The sequence below is a fragment of the Ruminococcus sp. N15.MGS-57 genome, from assembly GCF_000980385.1.
Lineage (GTDB): Bacteria > Bacillota > Clostridia > Oscillospirales > Ruminococcaceae > Hominimerdicola > Hominimerdicola aceti.
Window position 1 is genome coordinate 1 of the sequence record NZ_LARF01000025.1, and the last position, 21948, is coordinate 21948.

Consider the following 21948-nt stretch of genomic DNA (forward strand, 5'->3'; position numbering starts at 1 on the left):
CTTTTTGGCAAGATCGCAGCCTTTTTTCTTGGGGACTTTTTTTACAGCCCCTTTTTTTGTCTATTCGCTCATTGTTATGCTCTCAAATTTACCCCTTGTGACCTTGATGAGGTCTTTCGGAGAAAGCATTATCTGCGACCCGATACGTCCGCCGCTTATGATTATCTCCTCAAACTGTTCCGCAGAGCTGTCAACTACCGTCATGTACTGTTTTTTCATGCCAAGGGGTGTACAGCCACCACGAATGTAGCCCGTAACAGAGTTTATATCCTTCACATGGAGCATCTCCACCGACTTTTCGCCCACAGACTTTGCAGCCTTTTTCATGTCAAGCTCCTCTGCGATAGGGATAGCGAAAACATAGTAATTTCCGCTTTTTCCCACTGTCACAAGGGTCTTGAATGAGCTTTCATAAGGCTGACCGAGCATATCTGCAATGTGTATGCCGTCGATAAACTCGTCGCACTCGTATGTGTTGACCTTGTATTTTACCTTATTTCTGTCAAGAATACGCATGGCGTTAGTCTTGACTTCCTTATCCTTTGACATTTTTTATCGCTCCCAATAAAATATTGCCCCTATTTCTCCCTTGAAAGCTTCACAGTGTCAGCAATTATCTCGGCGCACATTTCGTAGCCAAGCCTGCCGCTGTCAAGGCACATATCATAGCTTGAAATATCTCCCCACTTTTTGTTGGTGTTGGAGTTGTAATAGTCGGCACGTTTTTTGTCATACTTTTTGAGCCTTGCTTCCACCTCGTCCTCGGAGATGTTGTGCTTCTCAATTGCGCACTCCTGACGCTTCTCAAAGCTTGCATTAATGAAGACATTCAGCGTCTTGACTTTGTTTTTCAGTATAAAATCTGCACATCTGCCCACGATAACGCAGTTTCCCTTTGAAACAAGCTCCATTATTACCTCTGTTTCAGCGGCGAATATCTTCTCTGTTATAGGATACTCTTTCTCCTTTGAAAACAGATTTATCGGTGTTTTGAGAATGCTCAGAGCGGCTTCCTCGTATTTTTGTATCTCGCTCATTGCAATGCCACTTTTTTGTGCCGCCATGTCGATTATCTCTCTGTCATAGCATGGGATACCAAGCTTTTCAGCCACAAGCTTACCGATAGTCGAACCGCCTGCGCAATAATGTCTGCCGATAGTGATAACTTTTATTTCAGCCATTTTCTGTTTCTCCTTTTGCAGTATTTTTTTATTTTTTTGACGGGCTTCTGCCCTTTTATACAGTATAATATATTTGCTTGTTATTGTCAATAACATATTGGTTACACTTTGTTTAAGCTGGAGTAATAAAACTTTTCATAAAACGGAAAAGGACCGACCCTATGGTCAGCCCTCTTTCGTAGTAAGGAAAGTAAAATGAATTAAAACGAAAAATTCCTATTTATCAGCGTTGGCTTCTTTTATTTCGATATAAGCCTTCATAAGCTTGATAGCACCGTCAACGCCTGTTTTGGACGAGTTGATACAAAGGTCATAGTTCTTTGCTTCGCCCCACTTCATGTCGGTGTAATAATTATAGTATGAAGCTCTCCGCTTATCAGTCTTGCGGATAAAGTCCTCAGCTTTGTTTTTTTCGATATCGTATCTCTCAAGGATACGCTTTTTCTTTTCGGCAGTGTTGCCGGAAATGAAGAAGTCGATAATATTAGGCTCATTTTTCAGAACATAGTCAGCACAACGTCCTACAATAACACAAGGACCCTTCTTTGCAATGTTCTTGATAGTTTCAAACTGAGCCAAGAATATCTTGTGATTCAGTGGCATATCAGGATTGATCCTGCCGTCTGCACTTACAGGGTAATTACCCATGACCAGTGAGAAAAGAAAGCTGTTAGTATAGGACTCATCGTTCTTAACAAAAAGCTCCTGACATATACCGCTCTCTTTTGAAGCCATTTCCAAAAGCTCTTTATCATAGAAAGGTATGCCCAGATCATCAGCAAGCTTCTTGCCTATTTCACGTCCTCCGCTGCCAAATTCACGGCTGATAGTAATAATCGATCTCATAAAACATATCTCCCTTCTTTGATATATTCTTTTTAACGTGTATTTATTATAGCATATTTTTTGTGATTTGTACATAAAAATTCGTAAAATTCTTGCACAAATTTATGTATTTTATATTGTGCATTTTGCGTACAAATATATTTAACAAATTCGTGACAAATACAAAGGCAATAAAAAAGCGGGACGAATGAACGTCCCGCTTGAAAATACTGAATTATTCAGCAACGTTAGCGTTTGCTTCCTTGATGATGTAATCAACAGCCTTCTGGTTCTCAGCAACGCACTCTGTCCATGTAGTAGCTCCGCCGCCTGTTATCATTGTAGCCTGGTTTACTGTCTGCATAAGTGTTGAAAGCTCAGCAGATACGCCGTCCTGGAAGTCAAATACAGGATTCTGTCTAGCCAGATCGTAAATTGTCTTACGCATCTCGATCATATCGTCTGTCCAGCCGTAGTCGTTCTTGAGCTGTTCTTCTGTAATGTTCTGTACCTCAGAGTTTGCAACCTTGCAGCAGTTTACGAACGCATTGAAGCCGTCTGGGTTTGGAGCATTCTTGCAGAGAAGATAGCCGTTTACACCTGTAGATACATAGTACTTGTCAGAATCGTCCATTCTTGGCATTGGAACGAACATAACCTCGCCGTCCTTGACGCTTCCGAATGTCTTAGTCTTTTCAGGAGTATCCTCGAGAGCCCATGTGCCGATAGGAATGAACAGTGTGAGCTGTGAACCAAGACCTTCACCGTTAGCTCCGTCACCTCTTGTATTCCAGTTGTTGCTTGATCTGTCGAATACAACGTTGTTCTTCTCAAGGTTGTACATAAGATCCTGAACTGTGCCAACTTCAGCCTTGCCCATGTTGTTTACAAGCTTGCCGTCCTCAAGACCGATAAGTGGATAACCGCAAGTATCGTTAAGAGCCTTGCCATACCAGTAACCATCAAGAGCATATCTGTCAGCTTCAGAGTCTGCAAAGTCAAGGCACATCTCTGTGAACTTGCTCCATGTCCACTCGTCATTAGCGTAAAGCTCAGCAGGATCGTCATAGCCAAAGTCTGATATTGTCTTTGTGTTGTATGTACAAACATACTGTGGTCTTACGTCGATAGCAGCTACATAGTGCTTGCCGTTGAATACGAATGAATCGTTAAGTGTCTGTGATGATGACCAGATGTCTGAGCTGAAATCAACTACATCGTCGATAGGCTCGAACATGGCCTTGATAGCACCCTTAGGGAATGCGTCCATGTCATCAGCAGGGAAGAAGTCAGGTGAGTCGTTAGCCATAACTGCCTTAGCAAGATCAGTATATCTGTTATCCCAAGTTGTCTGAACGTACTCGATCTTTCCACCGTACTTAGTCTGGAAAAGTGAGATAGCAGGTGATTCTGACTTACCATCACTAGGGTTGATGTCATAGTGAGCCATCCACTTGATAGTCTTGTTTGAAAGCTCGATGTCAGGGAGCTTATCCTGAAGTGTATTTACCTGCTCCTTCTGATCATCTGTCATAGCCTTAGCTTCCTTCTTGGAAGATGAGCTGTCACTTGATGAGCTGCCGCAAGCAGCCATGCTGCAAGCCAGTGAAAGCGCACAAGCAGCAGCGAAAATTCTCTTTGCCATTTTCATTATAGTAACCTCCTTGATAATAGACGAATGTTCCTTACCCAAAACGTTCATCTGTTACGATCGACAAGCATTGTTACCCGACAACGCTTGCCATAACGCTTATTTTTCGTCCTTACTAATGATAACAAAAAGTTTAAATTTAGTCAATCAGCATTTTGCAATATAAAGCTCAAGCGTTTTTGTTGATTATGACAAAGGTGTGTTGAATTTGTGTGAGTATTCGTTTTCAGAAAACGTTTTCGCAATTTCACTCATACATATTAATAAAAAGTTTACAATTGTTGTATACAGGTTTTACATTACTGTACCACCTGCCTTTTGTCAGCAGGTGAGAGCTTGAATGTCCTCTTGCGACATGGCAGGGTGAACGGCGCGGTTTATGCCCATTGCAATGAGCTTTGCGCAGTTTTCCGAAAGTTTGTCGGCAGTTTTCGGAGCGACCATGATGTTTTCGGAGCTTTCAGGTGCGGTCTGACCGAAAATGTGCTGTGCGGCAGTGCAAAGGTCTATGACCGTTGGCACGCCTATGGCAATGCACTTTACCCCGAGGGTCGAAAGCGAAAGCTCTTTTCGTGCGTTTTCGACTCCGCTTCCCGGAGAAATGCCGGTGTTGCAAAGCTGTATTGTCCTGCCAAGATTTGAAAGTTCGCTGCAAGCCAGTGCGTCAACGGCAATGACAGCCTGTGGTCTTACACGCTCTGCAATTGCTTTTACCTGCTCTGAGGATTCTATTCCCGTGTTTCCAAGCACTCCTGTCTGTATCACTGTGACCTCGCCCAGATCCTCAGTATCAATCTCTTTTGCAAGGCTTTTTATGTGACGGGTAACGAAGATCTTTTCAGCAGTAAGAGGGCCAACAGCGTCAGAAGTCAGGGCATAGTTCCCAAGCCCTACTGCCAAAAAACGTTCACAACCACCGCAAAGCTCCCCTATGGCTTTTGCTATGACTTCTGCACGCTCACGAAAACTGTCGCTGTACATATCGAATGTTGAATCTGTGGCGGTAAGGGTGATGTATCTGCCGACAGGTCTGCCAAGCTTTTCGGCGGCTTCCTGTGTTTCTATGGTGATGTCCGTTACCTCAAGCCTAGCGTTTTCAATAACCTTGTTTTTGACTTTCACTCCCTGAAGCTTTTCCGCACCGCCTGCCTGAGAAAAGCTCTCCGCCGCCATATCCGTTCTAATGCTCATTTTATTCACCTTTCTGTGATATCGTGTAAGTTTTTGTGTGTTCCTACAATTTAGACCGCAAAATTTCTATATTTTTTTCAGTAAACCCCCTTGCAATTTCTTTTGAAATGTGGTAAAATATTTTACAAGGCTTGTTTAAAGGGCTTTCCGCATTTCCTCTCAGTCTGCGGATAGCTTGTGCAAATAAGTGCAAATTTATACAGAATGAGGGAGGTGTCGGTATGCCAAACATTAAATCCGCTAAGAAGAGAGTCAAGGTTATCAACACTAAGACAATGAGAAACAAGGCTGTAAAGTCTGATCTTAAAACTGCACTCAAGAAGGCTGACGCTGCTGTAGCTGAGAATGCAGAAAACAAGGAAGAAGTAGTAAGAGCTGCTATCAAGAAGGTAGATATGGCTTGCACAAAGGGCATTATGCATAAGAATGCTGCTGCAAGAAAGGTATCACAGCTTGCTAAGAAGCTTGGCTAATTTTTCAAAGTAGCTTACAAGACCGTTCCGAATGGGGCGGTCTTTTTTGTGTATTGGTCTGTACTATATAAATAGTATACTTTGTTGGTCGTAGTTGACTTTTTGGAGCTGTTATAGTATAATTGAGTTGATAATAATGCAGGGGAGGGATTTTATGACGTATCGTGTTGGAAAATATACGCTGCCTGAATACAGTGTGCTTATGTCGGTGTATGACCGTGAGCTTCCTGAGAACCTTAACGAGAGTCTTGAGTCTATGCTCATGCAGTCATATCCTCCCTCTGACTTCGTGCTTGTGTGCGACGGCAAGCTCACCTGCGAGCTTAATATCATCGTGAAGTCTTTTCAGGACGAGTTCAAGCATATTTTCCATATCGTTCAGATAGACGAGAACGTGGGCGTTGGAAAGGCTTACAACGAGGGCATAAAGGCGTGTAAATGCGATTATATCGTGAAAATGGACAGCGACGATATATCTCTCCCTAACCGCTGCTTGAAGCAGATGACCCTTTTTGCGGTGAAACCTAAGCTTGATATCATCGGCACATATGTGGAGGAGTTCGACACTGACACTGACGAGGTAGTTTCGGTGAAAAAAGTGCCTGTCATGCATAAGGATATCGCTTCATATTCCAAACGACGCAACCCTTTCAACAGGCAGTCTGTGGCTTTTCGCAAGTCCTTTGCGGAAAAGATAGGCGGTTACAGTGACCTTAAAATGTGCGAGGACTATGAGTTTATCGCACGAATGTTACAGCATGGTGCAAAGGGGCAGAATATACCCGAGGTGCTTGTGCGCTACCGCATAGATGAAAATACTGTGGATACACGCAAAAGCTGGGAGCATACAAAGGCTTTCATTCGTGTGAGGTGGATAATACACCGTTCAGGGTATACGGGCTTCCGTGACTTTTTCATGCCATGCGCTATGCAGTTTGGCTTGTTTATATTTCCCAGAAAATTCACCCGTTGGGTATACAGAACGTTTCTCCGAAAATAATATTTTTTATATATGAAAATATGAACCCAATGCCGTGTGGGTTCATATTTTTTTAGTTCAAATAAAAGTAAACGTTATCAATTTTGAACAAGATGTTAAACATTAAAAACGGCTATTGACAATGGTTTTATATGTGATATATTTAAAAGTATGGAATATAAAGCCTAAAGGCGAGGCTTCGCAAAGCTTGGCTTTATAAAAATTTGAATATTTTGATTATTAATGATAAGGAGAACATTATGCGTGAAATAATGAAAAGAACAGTTGCTGCCGTTATGGCAGTGCTTATCGCTTGTGCGGCAGCAGGCTGCAGCAGTACAGGAAACAGCAGCTCAGGCAGTTCGTCAGCAGGTGAGACTACCACTACAACAGCCCCTGTAGTTGAGGATATGGGCAATATCGACCTTTCAGATGTAACGACAGAGTATGACGTTCCTGAGGATTTCAGCTACGAGTCCGAGGCGGAAAAAGGAACTCTTTCGGGAGGTGCGGCAGTGCTTGATAAGAATTTTCTTGGTAAGTTTTCTGGCGATGGCTTCGTTTCCATAGGCTCATCGGGAGATATGGTGGAGTTCGAGATAGATTTTCCTGCAAAGGGAAGCTATAATATTACTCTCACAATGGCGGCAGACGGCGAGGGTCAGTCAAATCTTATCACTGTTGACGGTGCTGCGCTCACAAACTTCACATCGACCACAACAGAGTTTGGCGACACTATGGCTGAAAATGTGCTTATCGACGAAGGTACTCATAAGGTAGGCATAAAGGGCGACAATGGTCATATCTATATTGACAAGATAAAGATAACCCCAGCTCCTGCTATCGACCTTTCACAGTATGAGGTATCAAATCAGCTTTCAAACCCTAACGCTTCTGACGAGGCAAAAAGACTTTATAACTTCCTTACGGACGTTTACGGAAAGTATACTATCTCAGGTCAGTCCTCAGGAGATAACGAGGGCAAGGACAGCCGTGAGTTCAAGGAGATAAAGAAGCACACAGGCAAGACGCCTGCTATACTTGGTCTTGACGTTTTAAATCTTTCAAACAGCGCACTTGCACATGGTGCAGGCGGCGGAGATATGGTACCTTTGCAGGCTATGGATTGGTACAACAACGAAAACGGTATAGTTTCACTTTGCTGGCATTGGTATGCCCCTGAGAAAAACCTGGAAAAGAACGGCGGAGCATGGTGGCAGGGCTTCTATTCTGAATACACAGACTTCGACCTTGCAAAGGCTCTCAGTGGCGAGGATAAAGAGGGCTACGATTCTATCATAGCAGACCTTGACCATATGGCAGGGGTACTTAAAGAGCTTGCAGACGCAAACGTGCCTATACTTTGGCGACCTCTCCACGAGGCGGCAGGCGACCCTAAGTATCCTGGCAACGCATGGTTCTGGTGGGGTTCAGCAGGAAAGGACGCATACATTCAGCTTTGGCAGCTCATGTATGACAAGTTCACAAATGAGTATGGTCTTAACAACCTGATCTGGGTATGGAACGCACAGAATCCTGACTGGTATCCGGGAGATGAGTATGTTGACATCATGGGCTATGACTGCTATCCTGCCGAGCGGGACAGCTCTTCACAGAAGTGGTATTATGACCTTGTGAAGTCAAGCACATCCACAAAAAAGATAATCGCAATGACAGAGAACGGTTCTATGTTCGACCCTGACGGAGCATTCAACGACGGCACACGCTGGGCGTGGTTCAATACATGGAACGGCGAGTTTTGTATCAAGGATAAACAGCTTTCAGATCAGTACACCACATTTGACGAGTGGAACAAGATCTACAACAGCGAAAGAGTTCTCACCCTTGACGAGCTTCCAAACCTGAAATGCTATCCAATGGATACTGAAAAGTATCTGGAGGAGCATAAGTAAATTCGGATAAAATAAAAACTGCGGACGGCAAAATGCTATCCGCAGTTTTTTTTAATTACAATGCTTGTACCAAGGAGGGCGAACGCTGTTTGCCCCTATGTTATTTATATCTGTTATATTTTATCAGCTATAAATATTCAGTATGCAAGGTGCAACATAAACCACTATGATCACTATAGCTCCCGCACCGATAACAGCCACAAGTGCAGCGGCTTCCATAGTTTCTCCGAATTTCAGTTTCTTTCTTATGAAGAAATATCCTGCTGTCAGCGCAATGCCTGCGATAGTCAGTGCAAGACCTGCATAAAAGCCCTTTGGCACGCTTGTTACAGTTATTGTGTTCTCGCCCTCCTGCAAGTCAAAGCTTACAAGGTCACCGAAAACCTTGTCATATGAAACAGCTTTGCCGTTGACCTTTATTTTCAGACCCTCCTGATATGGTATCTGAAGCACACATTTCTGTCCTGCCTTTGCGTTCACGCTTCCTGAAAGCTTGCCGTCACTGTCTGTAAGACCGGCGGTCTGTGCCTGCTCAAGTGCCTTTTCAAGAACATTGTGGTGAAGCCCGAAAACGCCATAGGAACGGCAGCTTATGATGTCTTTCTTCAAGGTCACACGCACGTTGACGTGTTCATTTTCAAATTCCCCAAGTTTCAAAAGCCCGTTGCTCGATTGTGACGGATAATCCATCTGCTTTACCTGACCGTTCACTGTTACCATGAAGCTTCCGTTTATATCCTCGCTGAGGCTGTTTGAAAGCTTGTCGAAGCAGTCAAAATAAAGTGTCTGCTTGTCTGTCACATCTATGCTGTAGTCCATGTAGGCTACATCGCTAGTAGTAGTGAGGGTGTAGTTCGGTTTAAAGTTACTGTCGTCCTGCACACCATAGATCGTGGTGTATTCGTAGTCTGTGATAAGCTCGTCACCGTTGCCGCCGAAAAGCTGTTCAAAAAGCTTTTTCTGAACGTTGCTTCTTGTGCCTGTGGAAAGCTCCTCACTGCCGCTCAGGTCAGCGTCGGTCACAATGCCAAGGGGGAGATAGTATTCTGTCGGCACTATCTGGTAGGTATCGTTTGAATATACAGCGTCAGCCGAGCCTGTACCTTTTTCAATAAGATATTTTACTGACAGCAAAGCGTCAGTAAGCTCCGTTCCGCCATATGAGCCTACCTCCATCCAGTAGGAGGAGTAACCAAGCTGCTTCATCATGTACATATAATCACGGCTTGTGAGGGAGGTGTAGTGGCTCAGGGAATTGTAGCCCATTGAGCCGACCAGATTGACCTCGAAAAGCTTGCTTGCGGTCTTTACTCTGTAAAAGCCCTCTGTTTCGTCAAGCCTGTCTGAAAGATCCATTATCTTCTGATGATTAGCCGCACGGAGAGTATTGTTCATGCTTGGGGATACCATATAAATGTTCACGTTTGCGTATGACTCCGCCGCAACAAACATTGCGAGGAAGACAGCAAATATTTTCTTTGATATCCATCCCTTTTTGTGCAGCAGAACGATAACAGTATAGAAAGCCGCCGCCACAATGAAAAATTCAAGGCAAAGCTCAAAGGCGGTGCTGTCCTGCCAAAGGCTTGAGGTGTATTTTGATATTCCCGAGCGGTTGTTTTCAACAAAGCCCTCTGAGAAGTTGTAAAAGCCGTAGATAAGTGCCGCAAGTATTAGGAAGATAACAAAGTGGTCGCAGTTTTTCTTTCCTTTTGCCACTGCGTTTTCCGATGAAAGGAAATATCCTGCGCAGATAAGTGCAAAGAAAATGGTGATGAAAGCGTATCTGCATGGGAATGACATATAGCTTCCTGTGTGCCACATAAGGTTCGCAGGCTCTATTAAAATAGGTACGAGCATCAAAAAGAGCATTATAAGGTCGGTGTTCAAACGCTTGCTTCTCTTTTTGCCGTCAAGAAGAAACACCGCAACTATCACTATGACCGAAGCCGTTGACAACAGCAGGCAGAAGGTCGTGTAGTAGTTTGTGATGAATGAAGAAGTCTCAAGCTGTTCGATAACTGACTTTGAACGTCCGCTTGACAAAAACTGCAGGAAGCATGGTATCCATACCACCGCCGAAAGCAATGCACCAAGGAGCGAGCCTATAACAAATCTGCATGGAACGTCCCTGTATTTTTCCTCCTTGCGGTAACGCCAGCAGCAAAGAGCCATGAAAATCATTATGAAAACAACTATCATGTAGCTGATATAGTAGTTCACTATCATCATAAGTGTGAGCATGACAGTGTATGGGATAATGCGCTTTTTCTCGAAAAGCTCCCTGAATGCCACCATAAGGAGAGGGAAAAGATACATCATGTCAAGCCATATGTTGTTCTGATAATAGAGCATTCCATAGCCGCAGAATGCGTATATGACGCTGAGTACAGCGCCAATGTAAGGGTCGAGCTTTTTTTGACAGGAGCGGAAATATATCTGCGCCGTTACAGCCGCTGTCATCATTTTAAGCACTGTGAGAATGTTCACAAGGTAGATGATGTCAGCCTTGTCAACAAAAAGCACAAGCAAGGTGTAGGGGCTTGCGATAAAGAAGAAGAAAACGCCCCACAGGTCCATTCCTCCTGCATTGTGAAAGTTAAGGAACATTCCGTCCTTGCCTGTGAAAATATCCTTGAAGTCGGTGAGCAGAGGTATCACCTGCTGTGACATATCACACCATGATACAGTGCCGTCACCAAAAGGGTAAAGCCCATGCCGATAAAAAGCAAATCCCATTATGAGCAATACAGCCAGAGGCGGGATGATAAAAGGCAGAGCTTTTTTCAACTTATCCATTTTGTTCAGTCCTCCATACATAACATAGTTTTTATATTTTTCTTTAAAAAACATTATAATTATACTCCATTAAGAGTCAAAAATCAATATTAAATAAGCCAACTTTAGGCTTCGTATGATGAAAATTATGTGAAAAACATGGTCTGATGTTGATTTTTTTGCAGGGAGGTGCTATAATAGGCTAGTGAAAAGGCAGAAGTGCCATTAATAATGATCGAAAGGACGATAAAAATGAAACTTAAAAAGCTATTCAGAGCATTGGCTCTTTGCACAGCAGGCGTGCTTGCCTGCGCAATTCTTACAGCCTGCGGAGATAAGAGCGACAGCTCATCACAGACCTCTGCGGCTGACACTGACAAGAGGTTCGTTATCACGCTTTATGCCAATGACGCACCTATAACCTGCGAGAACTTCGAGAAGCTGGTAAAGGAAAAATTCTATGACGGACTTACTTTCCATAGAGTTGTAGACGGCTTTATGGCACAGGGCGGTGACCCTAACGGTGACGGCACAGGCGGAAGCAAGGAAACTATCAAGGGCGAGTTCTCAGCAAATGGCGTTGAAAACAGCCTGAGCCATACAAGAGGCGTTGTTTCAATGGCAAGAGCAAACGATATGGACAGTGCCTCAAGCCAGTTCTTTATCTGCTACAGCGATAAGGATACCTTCCTTGACGGACAGTATGCGGCTTTCGGCATGGTAACAGAGGGCATGGACGTTGTCGATGACTTTCTTAAAGTTGAGAGAACAACAGGTTCAGACAACGCACAGTCAAAGCCTGTTACGCCTATCACTATCGTAAAGGCTGAAATGATAGATGATGACGCAGACGGCAACCACAGAGTTCAGTTCACAATGAATTTCTAAGCTGATTTTCACAAAGAGGTGTCCCCGTTGGGTGGATACCTTTTTTGTTTACTAAAATGGTTTGGCAAAACAAAAAATTCATAATTTATATATTAAATCACTGATAAAAGCTATTGCAAAAAGCCGTGTGTTCAGTTATAATATATGATATAGGTTTATGCACAGTCGGTATCGGAGGACTGTCGCTATCAATTTTTTGAAAGGAATGTATGTTATGAAGAAATTTGCAGCAGGACTTATTGCAGTGGCAATGAGCGTTACAATGCTTGCAGGCTGCGGAGTGCCTGCTAATACAGTTCACAGCGTTGACGATCTGGAGGGCAAGACTATCGGTGTTCAGCTTGGAACAACAGGCGATATCTATGCCGAGGACGTTAAGGACGCTAAGGTAGAAAAATACAACAAGGGCGCTGACGCTGTTCAGGCTCTGAAGCAGGGCAAGATAGACGCTGTTATAATTGACGCTGAGCCTGCTAAGGTATTCGTTGAGAAGAATGACGATCTTGAAATACTTGACGAGCCTTTTGCTGAGGAAGAATACGCTATCGCTATGAAGCTTGACAACACTGAGCTTCAGACAGCTGTCAACGGTGCGCTCAAGGAGCTTAAGGCTGACGGAACGCTTGACGCTATCAAGGCAAACTACGTTGGCGAAGACGCTGGCAAGAACCCATACAAGTCCCCTGATAATGTTAGCAGAGATAAGGGTACGCTTGTAATGGCAACAAACGCTGAGTTCCCTCCATACGAGAGCAAAGAGAACGATAAGGTCGTTGGTATCGACGCTGATATGATGCAGGCAGTTTGCGACAAGCTTGGTTATGAGCTTAAGATAGACGATATGGCATTTGATTCTATCATCTCAGCCGTTCAGTCAGGCAAGGCAGACGTTGGCGTTGCAGGTATGACAGTTACACCTGACAGAGAGAAAAACGTTCTTTTCTCTGACACTTACACATCATCAAGTCAGGTAATAATCGTAAGAAAGAAATAATTTTTCACACTTCGGCTGTCGTAGAGCGGCAGCCGAAATTATTTTGATAAAGAACAGGAAGTGCTGAATTGAACAAATTGATCGACGATTTCCAGCAAAATTTTTTGGACGAGAGCCGTTGGCATTATCTTACCAATGGTCTTAAAACAACACTTATCATAACCTTCTTTGCGGTCATACTTGGCTTTGTGTTGGGATTTCTTGTGGCTATAGTCCGCTCTACTCATGATAAGACAGGCAAAATGAAGATACTCAACGCCCTTTGCAGAGTGTATCTTACAGTGATAAGAGGAACTCCTATGGTAGTTCAGCTTCTTATAACATATTTTGTTATTTTCGGAAGTGTGAACATAGACAAGACTCTTGTGGCTGTGCTTGCATTCGGCGTGAACTCAGGCGCATATGTGGCTGAGATAGTCCGTTCAGGTATCATGTCAGTTGACAACGGTCAGTTTGAAGCAGGAAGAAGCCTTGGCCTTAGCTATCGTCAGACAATGATATCAATAGTTCTTCCGCAGGCTTTCAAAACTGTTCTGCCTGCCCTTGCAAACGAGTGCATAGTTTTGCTTAAAGAAACCTCTGTTGCAGGATATATCGCAATTCAGGACCTTACAAAGGGCGGAGATATAATCCGTTCTCAGACGTTCTCGGCATTCATGCCGCTTATAACAGTTGCACTTATTTACCTTATAATGGTAGTTGTGCTTACTCATCTGGTAGGAAAGCTTGAAAGGAGGCTGTCGCAAAGTGATAGACGTTAAACATCTCAGCAAGTCTTTCGGCGAGGTCGAAGTGCTGAAAGATATAAACGAAACTATCGAAAAGGGCGAAAAGGTCGTTATCGTTGGTCCGTCAGGCTCAGGAAAATCCACCTTTCTCCGCTGTCTTAACCTTATGGAAAAGCCGACCTCAGGTGATATCTTCTTCGAGGGCGAGAACATCACTCAGGCGAACGAGCATGAAATGAACAAGCTCAGACAGAGAATGGGCATGGTTTTTCAGCATTTCAACCTCTTCCCACATCTTACAATAAAAAAGAATATCACTCTTGCCCCTGTGAAGCTTGGCCTTATGACAGCCGATGAAGCCGACAAAAAGGCGGAGGAGCTTTTGGAAAGAGTTGGCCTGCCTGATAAGGCTGACGAGTATCCTTCAAGGCTCTCAGGCGGTCAGAAGCAGAGAATAGCCATCGCACGTTCACTGGCGATGAATCCTGAAGTAATGCTCTTTGACGAACCTACTTCAGCACTTGACCCTGAAATGGTGGGCGAGGTGCTGGAGCTTATGAAACAGCTTGCAAACGACGGAATGACAATGGTTGTCGTTACCCACGAAATGGGCTTTGCAAGGGAAGTTGCTTCAAGAGTTCTGTTTATGGCAGACGGAAAAATACTCGAGCAGAACAAGCCGTCAGAGTTCTTTGCACACCCTGAAAATCAGCGTTTGAAAGATTTTCTCTCAAAAATTATATAGAAGCCAACACCGCACAAGGGACGCCTATCGTCTTTGTGCGGTGTTTTTTTGTTTGCAAATGTCTAAAATGCTTGACATTATGGGCGTTATGGTCTATTATTATTTTATACGACTTTATTTTAATAGGAGATATATAAATGAGTTTAAAAAACGCTTTCACCATTATTTTCGGCAAGCTTATGGTAAAAACTCTGCACCTGCTGGGCAGGGACGCAGGCAACTTTCCTGGGCTTGTGCTGTGGACTATAAATAAAGACTGCCTGAAGGCTTTCAAGGTGGATTGCCCTATCGTTGCTGTCACAGGCACCAACGGCAAGACCTCTGTTACAAACTATCTCAGCCACATTTTTGCAAGCGGTGGAAAGAAGATAATCACAAACCCTGAGGGGAATAACCTTGATACGGGAATATGCTCACTTTTGCTCAATCACTGCGATATGAGGGGAAGAGTACACGCCGATTATCTTGTGCTTGAAACTGACGAGTCACACGTTCCTGTGGTCTATTCAAAGCTCAATTTGCAGACCCTTGTTCTGCTGAATTTCTTCCGTGACCAGCTTGACAGAAACGGCGAGGTGGAAACACTCATTCTCAAGGTGAAAAAGTTCCTTGAAACATTTGAGGGCAACGTTGTTCTCAATGCCGATGACCCAAACGTGGCAAGACTTGGACTTGCTAACCCCAATAATAAGAATATCCACTATTTCAGCGTTGACAGATATCAGGGCGCAACGGATAAGCCTTATGAGGTGGGCGAGGGCAAGTTCTGTCCTTTCTGCGATACTGAGCTTGTCTATGACTATTATCAGTATTCACATATCGGCAAGTTCCATTGCCCGAAATGCGGTTTCGGCAATATCGAGCCTGAGGTGGAGATAAAGAACGTTGACCTGACTGTTCCGTCCTTTGAAGCAGACGGGGAAACATATAAGACCGCTCATAACAGTATCTATTATATGTATAACATGGCGGCTGTCTATACTGCCGCAAAGCTCTATAATTTTGATAAGGCTATCCTGCACGATACCTTCGAGCATTTCGAGGTGAATAACGGCAGACTTGAACGCTTTGAGGTTGACGGCTCAAGCCTTCTTGTGAACCTTGCTAAAAACCCTGTTGGCGCAAATATGACTCTGCGTGTGATGAACGAGCAGGCAGGCTCAAAGGAACTGCTTTTTGTCCTTAACGATAACCTTGCAGACGGCCATGACGTTTCTTGGATATGGGATATAAACTTCTCTGTGTTCAATAATGTTGACAGAGTTGTGACTTCTGGTACGAGGGCATATGATATTGCCATAAGAATAAAATGCTCAGGCTATGACCCTGACAAGATATTCGTTTATCCTGATCTTGACGAAGCAACAGCGTCACTCTTTTCCACAAAGGGAGATAAGTTCGCCATAGCCAATTATACTGCTATCCAGCCGACAAGAGCCGCAATAAAAAAATATAAGAGCCTGAAAGAAAACGGGGAGGAAAAGTAAAATGGAAAAACTGAAAATTCTTCATATGTATCCTAATATGCTTGACCTCTATGGCGACAGCGGCAACGTTGAAGTGCTTTCATATCGCTGTAAAATGCGTGGCATAGAGCTGGAAGTTTCAAAGCATCTTATTGGTGACAAGGAAACTGATTTCACCCAGTATGATATCATCTATCTTGGCGGCGGTGCTGACTTTGAACAGCAGATACTTGCAGATGACCTTGTTTCCTGCAAGGACAGTATCATGAAAGCTTATAAGGCAGGAACATTTTTCTTGATGATATGCGGCGGCTATCAGCTCATGGGTCAGTATTATAAGGACTCAAACGGTGAAAAAGTGCCTGGACTGGGGCTTTTTGATTACTATACTGTGGCGTCTACTGATAAAAGATGCAGATGTATCGGTAATATCGTTATAGAAGCTCAGCTTGACGGCGAGAAGTATAAGGTCATAGGCTTTGAAAACCATGGCGGACAGACCACCAACGTCAAGTCGCCCTTCGGAAAAGTCCTTTCAGGCAACGGCAATGAGTTTGAAAGCAGTACCGAGGGCTATATGGAAAAAAGCGTTATCGCAACCTATCTCCACGGTCCGCTTCTGTCTAAAAATCCAAAGGTCAGCGACTATGTTATTTCATACTGCATGAGCCGTAAGCTTGGCGAAAAGTATATCCCCGCACCTATAAACGATAAGCTTGAAGAGGATTGCCGCAAACAGCTTTTTGAGAGGCTTGGTGTGTAAAAATGTTTTCACTGTTCAAAAAGAAGCAGACTCAGAGCGAGCCGCCTCTGAAAAAGAAAATAAAGGATATGAAGTGCAGAAAAATAAACTACGTTGACGAGGGCTTTGATACCCTCGCATCGGAAATGTCTGCCGACCCGAAAGCTATTCTCAGGCTCAAGCCTGTGAACTATTATGCCATAAAAAATAAATATATCATGGGAAAAGTTTATACGTCTGAGGATTATCAGGAGAATTATGTGCAGTTTTTCAGATACGAGTATGACCACGAGTGCGGAAAAACTGATATCTACCCCCTAAGTGCAGAGCTTATGTCGAAGGCTCTTGCAAAGGTGGGCATAATAATAGACCTGAAAGCCCTTGCCAAAGACCAGTGAGGAAACGAAAATGGCTTCAAAACTTGACGAATTTGATATGAAAGCCCCTGTGGCTGACCTGCTTTATCCCTCTGTGGAAAAGCACAACGCAATGAAAAAAAGAGCTACCGCCCTTGAAAAGCTCCCCAGAGCCTTTGTTGACAATCTGGAGCTTGAAAAGGTGGCTGATTTTATCACGCCCCATTACCAGTATCGTGTAATGAGGCTTTTTTGTGAGGTTTGCGACGATGAGGAGGTAATAAACTACCGCCTTGATATCCTTGATGATTTTATAAGGCTTCCGTCATTGTCTGCCACCATACGCAAGGTGATAAACGTCATGGTGGAAAATGACAGAAAAAACATCTATAATCTTACTACTCCCGACAGCTTTTCACAGCTTGATGATGCCATAAGCGGTTTTGACGCTTACATACAGTGCATGGAGATAATGCACGATTTTTATGGAAAAATGAAAGATAAGATACGCTCAGAGGGCGTAAAAAAGCTTTTTGCGTTCTTTGAGGAGCATTACGGTGACAAGCATTATATATCCCTGAAAGGTGAGATAGAGAAGCTTAAAAAGGCACTCTATGACCGTATACGAAGCGTTACGGTTGCCATAAACCTCGATGAAAGGCTAGTTCCTGTTTCAGCAGGAATTATAGAGCTTTCAAAAGAGCGTTACGATATAAAGCCGTCCCTTGTTGACAGGATACTTTACCATGGGGCAAAGTTCAACGATAAGGCTGTTGTGAAAAATCTCAGAAAAAAGTATAATGACAGCGAGGTGTCTGACGATAAGCTTATCAACACTGTGGATAAGACCCTTTTTGACGAGCTTAGCAATCTTACTGATACTTTTGTGAAAATGATAGACAAGGTGCTTGCTGAGTATCAGAAAGCAGGCATTGCCGATATGCGCTATATAGACTATCAGCTTGAATACTACATGGGCGCAGTGGCTGTGATAGAAGCCTGCGAAGATCAGGGGCTTAAAATGTGCCGTCCGAAAATTCTTCCTGCAGGTGAGAGAAAAGCCGTCATAAAGGATATCTTTGACCCTGTTTATTTCCGTGAAGCCAGAATATATAATCTTGACCACAAGGAGAAAAAATCCGTTGTCACAAACAATATCACCATGGGAGGTGACAGCGAGGGATTTTATGTGCTTACGGGCGCAAACAATGGCGGAAAGACCACATTTCTCCGTGCGGTCGGTCTGTGTCAGATAATGGCGCAGACAGGACTTTATGTGCCTGCTTCATACTGTGAAATATCCCTTGTGGACTATATCTACACTCAGTTCCCGCAAGAGGAAAAAACAGGTATCGACACAAGCCGTTTCACCACGGAGATAAAAGAGTTCCGTGAAATAAGCGACACTATCACAGCAAACAGCCTGCTTCTTATGAACGAGTCTATCCAAAGCACGACCCCCAGGGAGTGCGTTGAGGTCGCCTGCGAGCTTTTGAGGATATTCTGCAAAATGGGCGTAAGAGGAGTTTTTGCAACACATCTTGTGGATATCGCATACAAGACCGTGGAGCTTAATAAAGACAGCACACTCAGAACAAAGCTTGCAAGCATTGTCGCCGACGCAGATGATGAAACAGGAGAGCGAAAGTATAAGATAGTCCGTGGAATGCCCCGTGACAACAGCTTCGCTCAGACTATCCTTAAACAATACGGCATAGATATGGAAACGATAGAAAAGCGTATAAGAGAGAATAAAGCCTGACTATTACAAAATTGTAACCATACTTGAAAATTTCTTTGATGTGTGATATACTGAAACATACAACTATAAAGACAGGAGATAAAACCATGAAAAAGATACATAGAACATTGAGCCTTTTTACAGTCGCTGCAATGTGCACCGCACTTCTCTGCTCATGCGGAGAGGTGCCTGACAGTTCACAGACCGACAGCAGCTCAAAGGCAGCCACAACTACAACAGCCGACACAACGTCTGATACAACCACCACAGGGGAGGCGAGCAGTACAGCTTCTGCCACTTCTGCACCTGACAGCAGTGTTTCAGACAGCTCATCAGCGGTAACGGACGATACAACGACGAACGGTATCACACCTGCTATGTGGAAAGTGACTTCACCTGAGGGCAACACAATGGTGATGCTCGGCTCTTTCCATGATCTGAAAGACGAGTGCTATCCGCTCCCTGAGGCAGTAACGAATGCGTATAACAATGCTGATATACTTGCGGTGGAGTGCGATATAACCTCCACAAGCGAGGACGGCGAGTATATGAAAAATCTTATGAAGCAAATGCTTTATAATGATAACACAAAGCTCAGCCAGCATATTTCCGAGGAAGCATATTCAGCACTGCAAACATATCTCGGCTATTGGGGCATGGATATCTCCGCCCTGGAGGTCTACAGACCATGGGCTGTTTCAAGCACTCTTGATACCCTGCTTATTCAGGATTCAGACTTTGACACGGAAAAGGGCCTTGATAACTTCCTTCTTACCACTGCCCACGCAGACGGCAAGGAGATATACGAAGTTGAGTCGGTGGATTTCCAGCTTAATATGCTCATAAACTTCTCTGACGATATCTATGACCTTATGTTCAGAAGCTACGAGGGTGAAACCAAGGAGAGCCAGAAGCAGGCTCTTGAAGACCTCTATACCGCATGGAAGTCGGGGGATATCGAAACCTTCCTTGAGGAAGATAACGAGGAGGAGCTTGCAGGCTATACCGAGGAGGACAAAAAGATCGCCGAGGATTATAATAACCAAATGCTCTATGACAGAAACAAGAACATGGCAAAAGCTGCCGAGGATCTTATGTCTCAGGGCAAGAACGTGTTCTATGTTGTTGGTGCGGCACACTATGCAGGCGAGGGAGGAATAATCGACCTGCTTGAAAAAGACGGCTACACAGCCGAGCGTGTGCAGTATTGATGGATCTATAGATTTGTATAGGGGAAAGGGGTAAAAAATAAATGCCACATTCATCAGGGGGAGGCTCTCACAGCGGAGGGTCACACAGCGGCTCAGGCTTTTCCAGCTCTTCATCAAGCTCGGGAGGGTCGAGTGCTAAACACATAAAGCACACAAGCTTTCCTGGGGCAAGAAGATACGTATACTATGAGAACTATCGTCCTGTCTATGTCTATGCTGACTATGATATTCGCAAGGGGACCGCTTCAGGTAAGTTTTTCAGTATACTTGGCAGTGCGGTCAGCCTGCTCTTTGGTATCATGCTTCTTGCCATGTGCTATGATAAGCCACAAAAAATGGATACAAGTCCTTCTTATAGCTGTGAGATAGTGGACTGTGCAGGGGTAATTGACGATGCCGATATGGTGCAAAGCGCAATAGATGATTTCTATGACGAAACGGGTATACCTGTTGAGGTAATGACAGTGAACAACGAGGATTGGCAGGGAAGCTATTCAAAGCTAGAGGACTTTGCCTATGATATGTATGTGACGGAATTTGACGACGAGGAGCATTGGCTGATGGTTTATTCTGAACCTACATCTCCCGACCCTGATTTTAACGATTGGTACTGGGAGGGTATGCAGGGCGATGATACCGACAATATCATAACTGTAGATGTAGCAGACGATTTCAAAGATCATATGCAGAAATATCTTACCGCCAACAGCCGTTATGATGTCAGCTCTGCTATAGCAGCGGCTTTTGATGAAACTACGCCAAACGTTATGGACGGTCATGTAGAGTGGCTGTTCGTGATATGGGGACTTCTCCTGTCAGGTATCGGGGCTTATGAGATATATCAGACGCTTATCACGAATAAAAAGGCTTACCGAAGCGCAGTGAAATGTGCAAATGATGCAAAAGAGGACACCTGCGAATACTGCGGAAATGTCTATGTTATCGGCACTTGTCATGAGTGCCCACACTGCGGAGCGCCGCTCAGACCACATAACGTGGAAACAGAACAGCCTGTCGCAGATGCTGCCAAAAAATAAGAAAGGGGTAAATAATAAATGCCACATTCATCGGGAGGCGGCTCTCACGGAGGAGGATCACACGGAGGCTCGCATCACAGCAGCCATTCGCACGGAGGCTCAGGAAGAAGCTCACGCCACGTAAGAAGCACCTATTTTCCGGACGCAAGAAGATATGTATATTATGATCATCACAGACCTGTCTATGTCTATGCAGATTATGACATAACCGAAAAAAGAAGTCCTTTGAGATTTCTTATGCTGCTTTTCTATCTGCCGTTTATTTTATTCACATTTTCTATGTTTGCCGAGGCTTATCATCACCCTCATAAGCTTCCCCAAAATTATGATTATAAAATAGTTGTGGAGGATAAAGCAAATGTCCTTGGCAACACCGCAGAGCTTAGGAACTCGCTGGTGGCATTTTATAACCGCACCGGTATCTCACCTGCGGTCATAACAGTGGAAAATTCCGATTGGCAGGGAAATTATTCAGATCTTGAAAATTATGCCTATGATCTGTATGTGAACCACTTTGCGGACGAGAGCCATTGGCTCATAGTTTACTCTACTCCTGACGGCTATTCTTCCTCTGACGGCTTTGAGGATTGGTATTGGGAGGGTATGCAGGGCAATGATACAGATGATGTTCTGACAAAATCTGTAACGAACAGCTTCAATGACGAGCTGCAGAATAATCTCACGGCGAGAACACGCTATACAGTGTCCTCGGCTATCAGCACATCATTTGACGACCTGACGCCTACCGTAATGAAGAGTAAAGTGAATTGGACTATACTATTTACTTCGATCGCCATTCTGGCATTTGTGTGTCTGCACGCCTGCCTTATGATAGGTATAAATCCAAAGGCGAGAAAATATGCCAAAGCAAAGCCGTGTTCTGACGCAGCTCAGGAAAAAGCCTGCGAATATTGCGGCTATACCTATGTCGTAGACACCTGTACAGAATGTCCTCATTGCGGAGCGCCTATCCCACCAGAGGATCAGCCTGGGGCACGATTTACTTGATAAAAAAATCACCGCCTGAGAAGCTATTTCTCTCAGGCGGT

Annotated in this window: 20 protein-coding genes; 14 read left to right on the plus strand and 6 right to left on the minus strand. The window is 44.1% G+C overall.

Translation table 11 applies throughout. From position 1 onward, the window contains the following. Window positions 1–60 precede the first annotated feature (60 nt). From ybaK to gpr, 5 genes are all read right to left on the minus strand, one after another. Complete coding sequence (gene ybaK, locus WS40_RS06710; RefSeq protein ID WP_022287626.1) at window positions 61–549, minus strand: Cys-tRNA(Pro) deacylase; 489 nt, start codon at window positions 547–549, stop codon at window positions 61–63. A gap of 29 nt (window positions 550–578) precedes the next feature. Next, window positions 579–1181 (minus strand): cytidylate kinase-like family protein, encoded by a 603-nt coding sequence (locus WS40_RS06715; protein ID WP_022287627.1) that lies wholly within the window; start codon window positions 1179–1181, stop codon window positions 579–581. A 216-nt stretch (window positions 1182–1397) separates the two neighbouring features. Beyond that, window positions 1398–2027, minus strand: a complete 630-nt coding sequence (locus WS40_RS06720; RefSeq protein ID WP_022287628.1) for a cytidylate kinase-like family protein — start codon at window positions 2025–2027, stop codon at window positions 1398–1400. A gap of 214 nt (window positions 2028–2241) precedes the next feature. After that, window positions 2242–3657, minus strand: a complete 1416-nt coding sequence (locus WS40_RS06725; protein WP_046441258.1) for an extracellular solute-binding protein — start codon at window positions 3655–3657, stop codon at window positions 2242–2244. Window positions 3658–3978: 321 nt separating this feature from the next. Then, complete coding sequence (gpr, locus tag WS40_RS06730) at window positions 3979–4848, minus strand: GPR endopeptidase (RefSeq protein WP_046441259.1); 870 nt, start codon at window positions 4846–4848, stop codon at window positions 3979–3981. A 221-nt stretch (window positions 4849–5069) separates the two neighbouring features. Here gpr and rpsT point away from each other — a divergent pair, with 221 nt between their 5' ends. From rpsT to WS40_RS06745, 3 genes are all read left to right on the plus strand, one after another. Then, on the plus strand, window positions 5070–5321 hold the full coding sequence (gene rpsT, locus WS40_RS06735; protein WP_022287631.1) for a 30S ribosomal protein S20: 252 nt from the start codon (window positions 5070–5072) through the stop codon (window positions 5319–5321). A 154-nt stretch (window positions 5322–5475) separates the two neighbouring features. After that, a complete protein-coding gene (locus WS40_RS06740) occupies window positions 5476–6321 on the plus strand; it encodes a glycosyltransferase (protein ID WP_046441261.1) in 846 nt (281 codons plus the stop codon). Between the two features lie 239 nt (window positions 6322–6560). Next, complete coding sequence (locus WS40_RS06745) at window positions 6561–8213, plus strand: glycosyl hydrolase (protein WP_046441263.1); 1653 nt, start codon at window positions 6561–6563, stop codon at window positions 8211–8213. A gap of 123 nt (window positions 8214–8336) precedes the next feature. Here WS40_RS06745 and WS40_RS06750 read toward each other — a convergent pair whose 3' ends face one another. After that, on the minus strand, window positions 8337–11012 hold the full coding sequence (locus WS40_RS06750) for a YfhO family protein (protein ID WP_325208466.1): 2676 nt from the start codon (window positions 11010–11012) through the stop codon (window positions 8337–8339). Between the two features lie 231 nt (window positions 11013–11243). Between WS40_RS06750 and WS40_RS06755 the strand changes: the two genes are divergently transcribed. The 11 genes from WS40_RS06755 (at window position 11244) to WS40_RS06805 (ending at window position 21907) form a co-directional block, all read left to right on the plus strand. Further along, complete coding sequence (locus WS40_RS06755; RefSeq protein WP_046441265.1) at window positions 11244–11879, plus strand: peptidylprolyl isomerase; 636 nt, start codon at window positions 11244–11246, stop codon at window positions 11877–11879. Between the two features lie 214 nt (window positions 11880–12093). After that, window positions 12094–12873, plus strand: coding sequence for a transporter substrate-binding domain-containing protein (locus WS40_RS06760; RefSeq protein ID WP_046441267.1), 780 nt, complete (start codon window positions 12094–12096; stop codon window positions 12871–12873). Window positions 12874–12941: 68 nt separating this feature from the next. Further along, on the plus strand, window positions 12942–13634 hold the full coding sequence (locus tag WS40_RS06765) for an amino acid ABC transporter permease (protein ID WP_022287637.1): 693 nt from the start codon (window positions 12942–12944) through the stop codon (window positions 13632–13634). Beyond that, window positions 13621–14346: an amino acid ABC transporter ATP-binding protein gene (locus WS40_RS06770; RefSeq protein WP_046441269.1), complete on the plus strand. Its 726-nt coding sequence runs from the start codon at window positions 13621–13623 to the stop codon at window positions 14344–14346. The genes WS40_RS06765 and WS40_RS06770 overlap by 14 nt, the downstream gene beginning before the upstream one ends. Window positions 14347–14483: 137 nt before the next feature. Next, window positions 14484–15833, plus strand: coding sequence for a MurT ligase domain-containing protein (locus tag WS40_RS06775; RefSeq protein WP_046441271.1), 1350 nt, complete (start codon window positions 14484–14486; stop codon window positions 15831–15833). A 1-nt stretch (window position 15834) separates the two neighbouring features. Next, window positions 15835–16575: a type 1 glutamine amidotransferase gene (locus WS40_RS06780; protein WP_046441273.1), complete on the plus strand. Its 741-nt coding sequence runs from the start codon at window positions 15835–15837 to the stop codon at window positions 16573–16575. Between the two features lie 2 nt (window positions 16576–16577). Further along, window positions 16578–16952, plus strand: coding sequence for a hypothetical protein (locus tag WS40_RS06785; RefSeq protein ID WP_046441275.1), 375 nt, complete (start codon window positions 16578–16580; stop codon window positions 16950–16952). Window positions 16953–16962: 10 nt separating this feature from the next. Then, a complete protein-coding gene (locus WS40_RS06790) occupies window positions 16963–18672 on the plus strand; it encodes a MutS-related protein (protein ID WP_046441277.1) in 1710 nt (569 codons plus the stop codon). An 86-nt stretch (window positions 18673–18758) separates the two neighbouring features. Beyond that, complete coding sequence (locus tag WS40_RS06795; RefSeq protein WP_046441279.1) at window positions 18759–19862, plus strand: TraB/GumN family protein; 1104 nt, start codon at window positions 18759–18761, stop codon at window positions 19860–19862. A 41-nt stretch (window positions 19863–19903) separates the two neighbouring features. Further along, a complete protein-coding gene (locus WS40_RS06800; RefSeq protein WP_046441281.1) occupies window positions 19904–20899 on the plus strand; it encodes a TPM domain-containing protein in 996 nt (331 codons plus the stop codon). Between the two features lie 18 nt (window positions 20900–20917). Then, window positions 20918–21907, plus strand: coding sequence for a TPM domain-containing protein (locus tag WS40_RS06805; protein WP_046441284.1), 990 nt, complete (start codon window positions 20918–20920; stop codon window positions 21905–21907). The last annotated feature ends 41 nt before the right edge of the window (window positions 21908–21948 follow it).

What these genes read in the sequence shown, in the direction of transcription:
- ybaK (WP_022287626.1), bottom strand. Translation starts at nt 549, where the DNA reads ATGTCAAAGGATAAGGAAGTCAAGACTAACGCCATGCGTATTCTTGAC.
- WS40_RS06715 (WP_022287627.1), bottom strand. Translation starts at nt 1,181, where the DNA reads ATGGCTGAAATAAAAGTTATCACTATCGGCAGACATTATTGCGCAGGC.
- WS40_RS06720 (WP_022287628.1), bottom strand. Translation starts at nt 2,027, where the DNA reads ATGAGATCGATTATTACTATCAGCCGTGAATTTGGCAGCGGAGGACGT.
- WS40_RS06725 (WP_046441258.1), bottom strand. Translation starts at nt 3,657, where the DNA reads ATGAAAATGGCAAAGAGAATTTTCGCTGCTGCTTGTGCGCTTTCACTG.
- gpr (WP_046441259.1), bottom strand. Translation starts at nt 4,848, where the DNA reads ATGAGCATTAGAACGGATATGGCGGCGGAGAGCTTTTCTCAGGCAGGC.
- rpsT (WP_022287631.1), top strand. Translation starts at nt 5,070, where the DNA reads ATGCCAAACATTAAATCCGCTAAGAAGAGAGTCAAGGTTATCAACACT.
- WS40_RS06740 (WP_046441261.1), top strand. Translation starts at nt 5,476, where the DNA reads ATGACGTATCGTGTTGGAAAATATACGCTGCCTGAATACAGTGTGCTT.
- WS40_RS06745 (WP_046441263.1), top strand. Translation starts at nt 6,561, where the DNA reads ATGCGTGAAATAATGAAAAGAACAGTTGCTGCCGTTATGGCAGTGCTT.
- WS40_RS06750 (WP_325208466.1), bottom strand. Translation starts at nt 11,012, where the DNA reads ATGGATAAGTTGAAAAAAGCTCTGCCTTTTATCATCCCGCCTCTGGCT.
- WS40_RS06755 (WP_046441265.1), top strand. Translation starts at nt 11,244, where the DNA reads ATGAAACTTAAAAAGCTATTCAGAGCATTGGCTCTTTGCACAGCAGGC.
- WS40_RS06760 (WP_046441267.1), top strand. Translation starts at nt 12,094, where the DNA reads ATGAAGAAATTTGCAGCAGGACTTATTGCAGTGGCAATGAGCGTTACA.
- WS40_RS06775 (WP_046441271.1), top strand. Translation starts at nt 14,484, where the DNA reads ATGAGTTTAAAAAACGCTTTCACCATTATTTTCGGCAAGCTTATGGTA.
- WS40_RS06780 (WP_046441273.1), top strand. Translation starts at nt 15,835, where the DNA reads ATGGAAAAACTGAAAATTCTTCATATGTATCCTAATATGCTTGACCTC.
- WS40_RS06785 (WP_046441275.1), top strand. Translation starts at nt 16,578, where the DNA reads ATGTTTTCACTGTTCAAAAAGAAGCAGACTCAGAGCGAGCCGCCTCTG.
- WS40_RS06790 (WP_046441277.1), top strand. Translation starts at nt 16,963, where the DNA reads ATGGCTTCAAAACTTGACGAATTTGATATGAAAGCCCCTGTGGCTGAC.
- WS40_RS06795 (WP_046441279.1), top strand. Translation starts at nt 18,759, where the DNA reads ATGAAAAAGATACATAGAACATTGAGCCTTTTTACAGTCGCTGCAATG.
- WS40_RS06800 (WP_046441281.1), top strand. Translation starts at nt 19,904, where the DNA reads ATGCCACATTCATCAGGGGGAGGCTCTCACAGCGGAGGGTCACACAGC.
- WS40_RS06805 (WP_046441284.1), top strand. Translation starts at nt 20,918, where the DNA reads ATGCCACATTCATCGGGAGGCGGCTCTCACGGAGGAGGATCACACGGA.